The sequence below is a fragment of the Planomonospora algeriensis genome, assembly GCF_977012225.1.
The window spans coordinates 1-8,337 of record NZ_CDRNDK010000291.1; the positions used below are offsets into that span (position 1 = coordinate 1).

Below are 8,337 nucleotides of genomic sequence, written 5' to 3' on the forward strand. Positions count from 1 at the left end.
CGAGGTCCGCCTGCCGCCACGCGACGGCGACGGTGACGGTGACGGCGCGGCGGGCGCGGACCGGGTCCTGCGCGCGGACCTGGCGGTGGACGGCTCCGACGTGCTCGTCACCCTGGACGGCGTCCGGCGGCGCTACGCCGCGCCCGCGACGGCGACACCGTCTGGCTCGGCCGGGAGGGGAGCACCTGGGCGCTGACCCGCCACCACCTGGGCGACCCCGGAGACCGGGCGGGCGCCGGGGCGGCCGGCGACGGCGTGGTCCGCAGCCCCATGCCCGGCACCGTGCTCGTGGTGAAGACGGCGGTGGGGGAGCGGGTCGCCGAGGGGCAGCCGCTGGTGATCGTCGAGGCGATGAAGATGGAGCACACCGTGACCGCCCCGGTCGGCGGGACGGTCGCCGAGTTGCCGGTGCGCGCCGGGCAGGCGGTCGACATGGACGCCGTGCTCGCCGTCGTCCGGCGGGAGGAGGAGTCGTGACGACCAGGGGAACGGCCGGGGGAGCGCGGCCCGCGCCGTACCGGGCGGAGGGCCTGCCGGAGCGGGTCACGGTCTACGAGGTCGGGCCGCGCGACGGGCTGCAGAACGAGCCGGTGGTCGTGCCCGTCCGCGTCAAGGCCGAGTTCGTGGCCCGGCTCGCCGCCGCCGGGCACACGGTGATCGAGACGACCAGCTTCGTGCACCCGAAGTGGGTGCCGCAGCTCGCCGACGCCGCCGAGCTGCTCGCCGCCGTCGAGAAGGTCCCCGGGGTGCGCTACCCGGTGCTGGTGCCCAACGAGCGCGGCCTGGAGCGGGCGCTGGAGCTGGGCGTCACCGAGATCGCGGTCTTCGCCAGCGCCACCGAGGCGTTCGCCGCCAGGAACCTCAACCGGACGCTGGACTCGCAGTTCGCGATGTTCGAGCCGGTCGTCGGCCGGGCGCTGGAGCACGGCCTGCGCGTGCGGGCCTACGTGTCGATGTGCTTCGGTGACCCGTGGGAGGGCCCCACCGCGATCAGCCAGGTCGTCGAGGTCGGCCGCAGGCTGCTCGACCTCGGCTGCTACGAGCTCTCGCTCGGCGACACGATCGGCGTCGGCACCCCCGGTCACGTGGCCGCGCTGATCGAGGCGTTCGGCGGCCCCGACCGGCTGGCCGTGCACTTCCACGACACCTACGGCCAGGCGCTGGCCAACACGCTGGCCGCGCTGCGCGCCGGGGTGAGCGTGGTCGACGCCTCCACCGGCGGCATCGGCGGCTGCCCGTACGCCGAGTCCGCCACCGGCAACCTCGCCACCGAGGACCTGGTCTGGATGCTGCACGGCCTCGGCGTGGAGACCGGCCTCGACCTCGGCGCCCTGGTGGAGACCAGCACCTGGCTGGCCGCGAGGCTCGGCCGCCCCAGCCCGTCCCGGGTCGTCCAGGCCCTGTCCAAGGCCCCGTCCGAGGCCCCTCCGAGGCCCCGCCCAAGGAGTGAATCAGCGATGAAGCTGACCGAAGAGTACGAGGACCTGCGCAAGACCGTCGAGGCGTTCGCCCGCGACGCGGTCGCCCCGGTGATCGGGGAGCTGTACGAACGCGAGGAGTTCCCCTACGACCTCGTCCGCCAGATGGGCCGGATGGGCCTGTTCGGCCTGCCCATCCCCGAGGAGCACGGCGGCATGGGCGGCGACTACTTCGCGCTCTGCCTCACCCTGGAGGAGCTGGCCCGGGTCGACTCCAGCGTGGCCATCACCGTCGAGGCGGCCGTCTCGCTGGGCGCCATGCCGATCTACCGCTTCGGCACGGCCGAGCAGCGCGCGCGCTGGCTGCCGAAACTCGCGAGCGGCGAGATGCTGGGCGCGTTCGGCCTGACCGAGCCGGGCGGCGGCTCCGACGTGCCGGGCGGCATGCGGACCACGGCCGTGCTCGACGGCGGCGAGTGGGTGATCAACGGCTCCAAGGCCTTCATCACCAACTCCGGCACCGACATCACCGGCGTCGTCGGTGTGGCCGCCATCACCGGGCGGCGGGAGGACGGCCGCCCCGAGATCTCCACCATCCTGGTCCCGGCCGGCACCCCCGGCTTCACCGTCGCCAAGAAGTACTCCAAGGTCGGCTGGAACTGCTCCGACACCCGTGAGCTCTCCTTCACCGACTGCCGGGTCCCGGCGGAGAACCTGCTGGGCGAGCGGGGCCGCGGCTACGCGCAGTTCCTGCAGACCCTCGACGAGGGCCGCATCGCGATCGCCGCCCTCTCGGTGGGCCTGGCCCAGGGCTGCGTGGACGAGTGCCTGGGCTACGTCCGGGAGCGCCAGGCGTTCGGTCACCCGATCGGCCACTACCAGGCCATCCAGTTCAAGATCGCCGACATGGAGGTCCGCGCGCACACCGCCCGCCTGGCCTACTACCACGCGGCGGAGCGGATGCTGGCGGGCGAGCCGTTCAAGAAGGAGGCCGCCATCGCCAAGCTGGTCTCCTCCAACGCCGCGATGGACAACGCCCGCGACGCCACCCAGGTCTTCGGCGGCTACGGGTTCATGAACGAGTACCCCGTCGGCCGCTTCTACCGCGACGCCAAGATCCTGGAGATCGGCGAGGGCACCAGCGAGGTCCAGCGCATGCTGATCGCCCGCGAGCTGGGCCTGTCGGACCTCTGACCCGCAGGAGGGCGGTACGGCCGCGCGGGCCGCAGCGGTACCGCCCCTCCGGTGGCCCCCGGCGACCGGGCGGGGTGGATCATGGTCGGTGTGCACGCGTTCGCCTCTCTGCGCCGGGACGGCCGCCGGCTGCTCGGATGCTTCCTGCTCTTCTTCTGCTCCTCCTTCGGCCAGACGTTCTTCGTCTCGGTGTTCGGAGAGCACATCCGGACGGAGCACGGTCTCTCGCACGGCGCCTACGGCGGCCTGTACACGGCCGCGACGCTCATCGGCGCCGTCGCCCTGGCGAAGGCCGGGAGGGTGGTCGACGTGCGACCGGCGTGGAAGGTCGTCTCCACGGCCTTCGCCTTCCTCGCCGTGGGTGCGCTCCTGATGGCGCTCTCCGACGGAGCGGTCCTCCTCTTCGCGGGGTTGGTGCTGCTGCGCTTCTTCGGCCAGGGCATGCTGACGCACACGTCGTTCACCCTGGTGGGGAGATGGTTCAGCCGGGAGCGGGGACGCGCGGCTTCGATCGCGACGCTGGGGCTCAGCGCGGGTGAGGCCTTCCTGCCAGCGTTGGGCATCGCCTGCGTCGCCGCCGTCGGCTGGCGGCCGTCGTGGATCGTCGCCACGTTGACGCTGGTGACCGGGGGGACCGCGGTCACGCTCCTGTTCAGAAGAGAGCGGCCGCCCCGGGAGAGTGCAGTCCGTACGGGCCCGGACGGCGCGGGCGGCTGGACCCGGGCGCAGGCGTTGCGCGACCGCTACTTCTACGTGGTCCTTCTGGCGACGCTGACACCGGCGCTGGTCGGGAACACGTTCTTCTTCCACCAGGCTTACCTGGTCGAGCTGCGCGGCTGGTCCCTCGGGACGACGGTTTCGGCGATGTCGGTCTACGCGACCGTCACCGTGCTCACGAACATGGGCGGCGGCTGGCTCGTCGACCGCTTCTCGGCGCTGGTGCTGCTGCCGTACTTCCTCCTTCCCGCCGCCGGCGGCCTGGTGATCGTGTCGTCGCTGGACGCGCAGTGGAGCGTCTTGGTCTTCTTCGCGTGCTTCGGGGCCACCAACGGGCTCTCCCTGACGCTGTTCGGTGCCGTGCTCCCCGAGATCTACGGCACGGGGCATCTCGGCGCCATCCGATCCGCAGTGGTCACGGTCGTGGTGTTCGCGGCCGCGGCCGGCCCGGGGCTGAGCGGGATGCTCATCGACCTGGGCGTCGGCTACGCCGGCCAGCTGTTCTCGCTGGGCGTGTACTGCGTCGTCATATCTGCCGCACTGGTCAGGGCGGTGCCCAGGATCCAGGCCAGGACGCTTCCGGGCACGACGCACGCGGGTCGGGACACCGTCCCGCCGGTGACGGCGGGACACGACGACCGGATCGATTCGAAGTGAGCCACGGAGGGACGGAACGAACCGGAGAGCGAGCAGGGCCCACCGCGTGCGGGTCTCTCCCGCTCGGGCTGCTCATCCTGGGCGCCGCCGGTGCGCAGGGCGCCGGCAGCGCCCGGAGAACGTTCAGCGGGTGCCGGGGGTGCTCGCCGAGGTCACTCCTGCCCGTGGGCCGCGGCCGCGACCGCGGCGGCGAGGGCCTCGCTGATGTAGGCCTCGGCGGCGGCCTTGGTGACGCCGAGGCCGGAGAGCACGCCCGTGCCGTCCTCGAGTTCCAGCAGCGCGAGCAGGATGTGCTCGGTCCCGATGTAGTTGTGGCCCAGCCGCAGGGCCTCCCGGAACGTGAGCTCCAGGGCCTTGCGGGCCTGGGGGCCGTACGGGACGAGGTCGGGCACCTGCTCGGCCGCCGGAGGCAGCGCCGCGGCGGCGGCCTGCCGTACGGTCTCCAGCGGCACGCCTTGGGCGACGAGCAGCCTGCCGGCGATCGCCTCCGGCTCGCTCAGCAGCCCCAGCACCAGGTGCGCCGGGCCGATCTCGGGGTTGCCCGCCGCCGCGGCCTCGTTCGTCGCCGCCATCACGACGTTCCTCGCCCGGGGGGTGAACCGCTGGAACCCCTGGTCGGGATCGAGGTCGGAGGGATCGCCGGGGCTCTTCGGGACGAAGCGCTTCTGGGCCGCTTGCTTGCTAACGCCCATGCTCCTGCCGATGTCGGTCCAGGACGCGCCCGAGCGCCGTGCCTGGTCCACGAAGTGGCCGATCAGGTGGTCGGCCACTTCGCCGAGGGCCTCGGCGGCGATGACCGCGTCGGAGAGCTGGTCGAGGGCGTCGGAGTGGACCTTCTTGATGGCCTCGATGAGGTCGTCGAGACGGACCGGATTCGTGAGCTGAACGGGTTTCGTCATGCGTCAACCATAGGTTGACGATGGCATTGCGTCAACTCAAGGTTGACGAATTCCGGGACTGGGCCCCTCGGGGTTGTTCGGGCATCATGGGTGAGTGGATCTCAACTACTACGACACGCTCATCGCGGCCGCCGAGGACTGCCCTGTCGACGCGGGCGTGGAGCCTCCCTTGGGCCGGGGCGGGAAGAAGACGGTCGCCGTCGTGCAGTTCGAGATGCTCTCGGAGGATCCGGGCGCGCTGACCCAGGAGGACGTGCTGTTCGAGACCTGGCTGCGGCGGCAGGAGGATCTCGGCGCGGTGCCGGAGGCCGAGCGCGCGGAGCTGCGGGCGCGCCTCTTCGCCAAGCCGCAGGCGTGCCTGCGGGCTTCGCCCCTGCCGAAGAAGTACGGCTGGGGCCTGCTGTTCGACGCGCGCGGCCGCATCACGCTGTGCCCGATGGAGTCGGAGGACTACCGCCGGATCGTCGACGGCGCGGTCCCCGACGTCACGGTCCGCAGGGCCATGCGCTCCCGCCGGGGCTGATCCCCGCGCGATCCCCGCCCGTCGGCCGCACCCGATCGTCGGGTGCCCGCCGGTCCCCGGCGTGAGACGGAAGGTGTGATCGCCGTCTCAGCGTACGAGGTGCGATGAGGGGGGCGGTGAAGGGGGCGGAGATCGCGTGCCGCCGCTCCGCGGCTGAAACTTTCATCCGCTGACCAGGGCGTTCGCACAGCTCAGGAGAGTGCGGAGCGGGTGGGGAACCGCTCGCGGCTAGGTGGGGGAGGGGTGTGCGGCTACTTTGGAGCGCTCCCACCAACCCCTAAGGAGCCGTTCGATGTCGAGAAAGTCCATCCTGGCCACGCTGTGCGCGGCGCTGGTCGCCGTCTCCGGTGCCGCGGTCTCATTGGCCGCCGGAGCGTCCGCGGCCGACTCCTCCTTCTACGTCGACCCGGACACCGGCGCGGCCCGATGGGTCGCCGCCAACCCCGGCGACTCCAAGGCGGCCGTCATCCGCGACCGGATCGCCTCCGTGCCCCAGGCGCGCTGGTTCACCACGACGAACACCTCGACGGTCCGCTCACAGGTGTCGTCGTTCGTCGGCGCGCGCGCGCGGGCAAGACGCCCATCATGGTCGTCTACAACATCCCCAACCGCGACTGCAGTGGCGCCAGCACCGGCGGAGCGCCCAACCACACGGCCTACCGGCAGTGGATCGACGAGCTGGCCGCCGGTCTCCAGGGACGCCCGGCCTCGATCATCCTCGAACCCGACGTGCTCCCGATCATGACCAACTGCATGAGCTCCTCCCAGCAGCAGGAGGTCAACGCCTCCATGGCGTACGCGGGCAAGAAGCTGAAGGCGGCCTCCGGCCAGGCGAAGGTCTACTTCGACATCGGCCACTCCGGCTGGCTGGGCGCGGGCGAGGCCGCGGCCCGGCTGCGGGCCGCGGGCGTCGAGAGCAGCGCGGACGGCATCGCGCTCAACGTCTCCAACTACCGGTGGACCTCCACCGAGACGGCGTACGCCAAGAGCGTCATCTCCGCCACGGGGATCTCCCGGCTCCGCGCGGTCATCGACACCAGCCGCAACGGCAACGGCCCGCTGGGCAGCGAGTGGTGCGACCGGCCGGCCGGGCGATCGGCACGCCGAGCACGACGAACACCGGCGACTCGATGATCGACGCGTTCCTCTGGATCAAGCTGCCGGGCGAGGCGGACGGCTGCATCGCCGGAGCCGGGCAGTTCGTCCCGCAGCGGGCCTACGACCTGGCCATGGCGGCCCCGGACACGCCCACGGCGACGCCGACCGTGACGCCGACGGTGACCCCCACCGTGACGCCGACGGTGACGCCCAGCTCCACGCCCATCGCGGGGCGGGCCTGCACCGCGGCCTACAAACTGGTCAACTCCTGGCAGGGCGGCTTCCAGGCCGAGGTGACCGTCAACAGCAGCGGTAGCGCGGCGCTCTCCGGCTGGACCGTGACCTGGTCCTTCCCCGGCGGCCAGACCGTCAGCCAGCTCTGGAACGGCAAGCACACCCAGAGCGGTGCGAACGTCTCGGTGCGCAACGCCGACCACAACGGGAACCTCGCCTCCGGAGCCTCGGCGTCCTTCGGGTTCACCGGCACCGGGAGCGGCGGCGCGCGTCCTCCGTGAGCTGCTCCGCCGCCTGACCGGCGGAGCCCGGGACCCGGTACGGCCCACGTCCGACGCGCATCCCCGCGGGCCGTACCGGACCCCGCCCGCGGGCCGGTACGGGACCGCACCCCGGACCGGCCCGCGGAGGCCCGTGAGCCGGGCCCGCCGAATATCGGCGGGCCCGGCTCATCCGTGTGCGGAGGACCCCCGGGGTCAGCTGGGAAGCTGGGCCTCCAGGCGGTAGCCGTCCACGGTCACGTAGACCTGGTCGCCCGGCCGGCGTTCAGGCGCATCAGGACGGGCTGGAGCGAGTCGAAGACCGGGTGGTCCCGCCAGACGAGGACCACCGCGTTGTCACCGGGTCCGGTGACCGACAGCAGCGTGCCGGGCCGCATGCCGAGGCGGGTGGCGTACCCCTCGGGCACGGCCACCGGCGCCCCCCGCAGGTGCTCGCTGGTGACCTCGATCCGCTGCCAGCGGCCGGGGTCGGTGGCCGGGTTGGGCGGCGGGGGCATCGGGGCGCGCTCCCGCTGGCTGGTGATCAGGTGCGGCCGGCTGTTGCCGGACAGCGCCGAGAGCGCGGCCAGGGCCGCACGGGGGTCGATCGAGCCGGCGTCGATCTGAGGGACCGGCTGGCCGCCGCGGTGGTGCCCGTTGGCCCCCGGCGTACGGCGCGGTAGCTGCTTGGCGCCCGTGCCGTCGGACGCGGCGGAGGACTCCCCGGGCGCCGCGGCCGCGGCGAGCGCGTCCAGCCACGCCTGCGCGGAGTGGGTGCGGATGCCGAGCTGGTGCTCCATGAGCGCGAAGACGTCGGCGTCGGCCGGTTTGCTCGCGAGCAGCTGGGTGGTCCGCTCCCGCAGGCCGCCCAGGTCGCCGACGACGAGCCAGCCGTCCTGGAGCCGCCGGTCGGGCATGAGGGTGACCAGCACCCGCCAGAGGGGGGTGCCGAGCGTGGGGACCTCGACGGGGTGGGCGGGATCGGCGCCGATGAGCTGGTCCTCGGTGGCGGCGGCGCCCAGCCACTCGGTGAGGCCGAACATGTGGCCGGTCAGCGGGGCCGACTCCGAGGAGCGCAGCCAGAGCAGGATGCGCTCCTCGGCGGCGCGCTGGGCCGCCGAGAGGGCGCCGAGGTCGGCGTTGAGCTTGTGCGCCAGCGCGCGCAGGCTGATCGGGTCGACGGCGAACAGGCGGTCCACGGCGACGGCCCGCTCCAGCGGGCTCCATTCGCGGAACATGTTGTCCACCAGGCGCACCAGCGGGTAGTCGCTGATGTCGACCCGGGGCGGGGCGGGCGGGCCGCCGGGACGGGCCGCTGGGGCAGCGGGGCCTGGGCC

General features: G+C 72.9%; 7 protein-coding genes and 3 pseudogenes. 8 read left to right on the top strand and 2 right to left on the bottom strand.

The annotated features are described in order from the left end of the window. From ACWJ6R_RS24810 to ACWJ6R_RS24830, 5 genes and pseudogenes are all read left to right on the top strand, one after another. Positions 1–196: hypothetical protein (locus tag ACWJ6R_RS24810; protein ID WP_449064538.1), on the top strand; the 196-nt coding region annotated here is incomplete at its 5' end. A gap of 59 nt (positions 197–255) precedes the next feature. Continuing rightward, positions 256–477 carry a biotin/lipoyl-containing protein gene (locus ACWJ6R_RS24815; protein ID WP_449064539.1) on the top strand — a complete coding sequence of 74 codons (222 nt, stop codon included), beginning with the start codon at positions 256–258 and terminating at the stop codon, positions 475–477. Then, positions 474–1,397: pseudogene (locus ACWJ6R_RS24820) on the top strand (hydroxymethylglutaryl-CoA lyase); the annotation flags it as partial. The gene ACWJ6R_RS24815 and the pseudogene ACWJ6R_RS24820, both read left to right, overlap by 4 nt. Positions 1,398–1,457: 60 nt before the next feature. Further along, complete coding sequence (locus ACWJ6R_RS24825) at positions 1,458–2,612, top strand: acyl-CoA dehydrogenase family protein (RefSeq protein ID WP_449064543.1); 1,155 nt, start codon at positions 1,458–1,460, stop codon at positions 2,610–2,612. Between the two features lie 51 nt (positions 2,613–2,663). Then, positions 2,664–3,986, top strand: a complete 1,323-nt coding sequence (locus ACWJ6R_RS24830; protein ID WP_449064540.1) for an MFS transporter — start codon at positions 2,664–2,666, stop codon at positions 3,984–3,986. Positions 3,987–4,138: 152 nt separating this feature from the next. Here the strand turns inward: ACWJ6R_RS24830 and ACWJ6R_RS24835 are convergent, their stop codons facing one another. Next, positions 4,139–4,885, bottom strand: coding sequence for a Clp protease N-terminal domain-containing protein (locus tag ACWJ6R_RS24835; RefSeq protein ID WP_449064541.1), 747 nt, complete (start codon positions 4,883–4,885; stop codon positions 4,139–4,141). Between the two features lie 94 nt (positions 4,886–4,979). Here ACWJ6R_RS24835 and ACWJ6R_RS24840 point away from each other — a divergent pair, with 94 nt between their 5' ends. From ACWJ6R_RS24840 to ACWJ6R_RS24850, 3 genes and pseudogenes are all read left to right on the top strand, one after another. Next, positions 4,980–5,408: a DUF6157 family protein gene (locus ACWJ6R_RS24840; RefSeq protein WP_449064542.1), complete on the top strand. Its 429-nt coding sequence runs from the start codon at positions 4,980–4,982 to the stop codon at positions 5,406–5,408. 585 nt (positions 5,409–5,993) lie between these two features. Then, positions 5,994–6,529 (top strand): annotated as a pseudogene (locus tag ACWJ6R_RS24845) (glycoside hydrolase family 6 protein); the annotation flags it as partial. A gap of 9 nt (positions 6,530–6,538) precedes the next feature. Then, on the top strand, positions 6,539–7,021 hold the full coding sequence (locus tag ACWJ6R_RS24850) for a cellulose binding domain-containing protein (RefSeq protein WP_449064544.1): 483 nt from the start codon (positions 6,539–6,541) through the stop codon (positions 7,019–7,021). Between the two features lie 236 nt (positions 7,022–7,257). On the opposite strand, the pseudogene ACWJ6R_RS24855 reads toward ACWJ6R_RS24850, so the two are convergent. Continuing rightward, a pseudogene (locus ACWJ6R_RS24855) lies at positions 7,258–8,337 on the bottom strand (hypothetical protein); the annotation flags it as partial.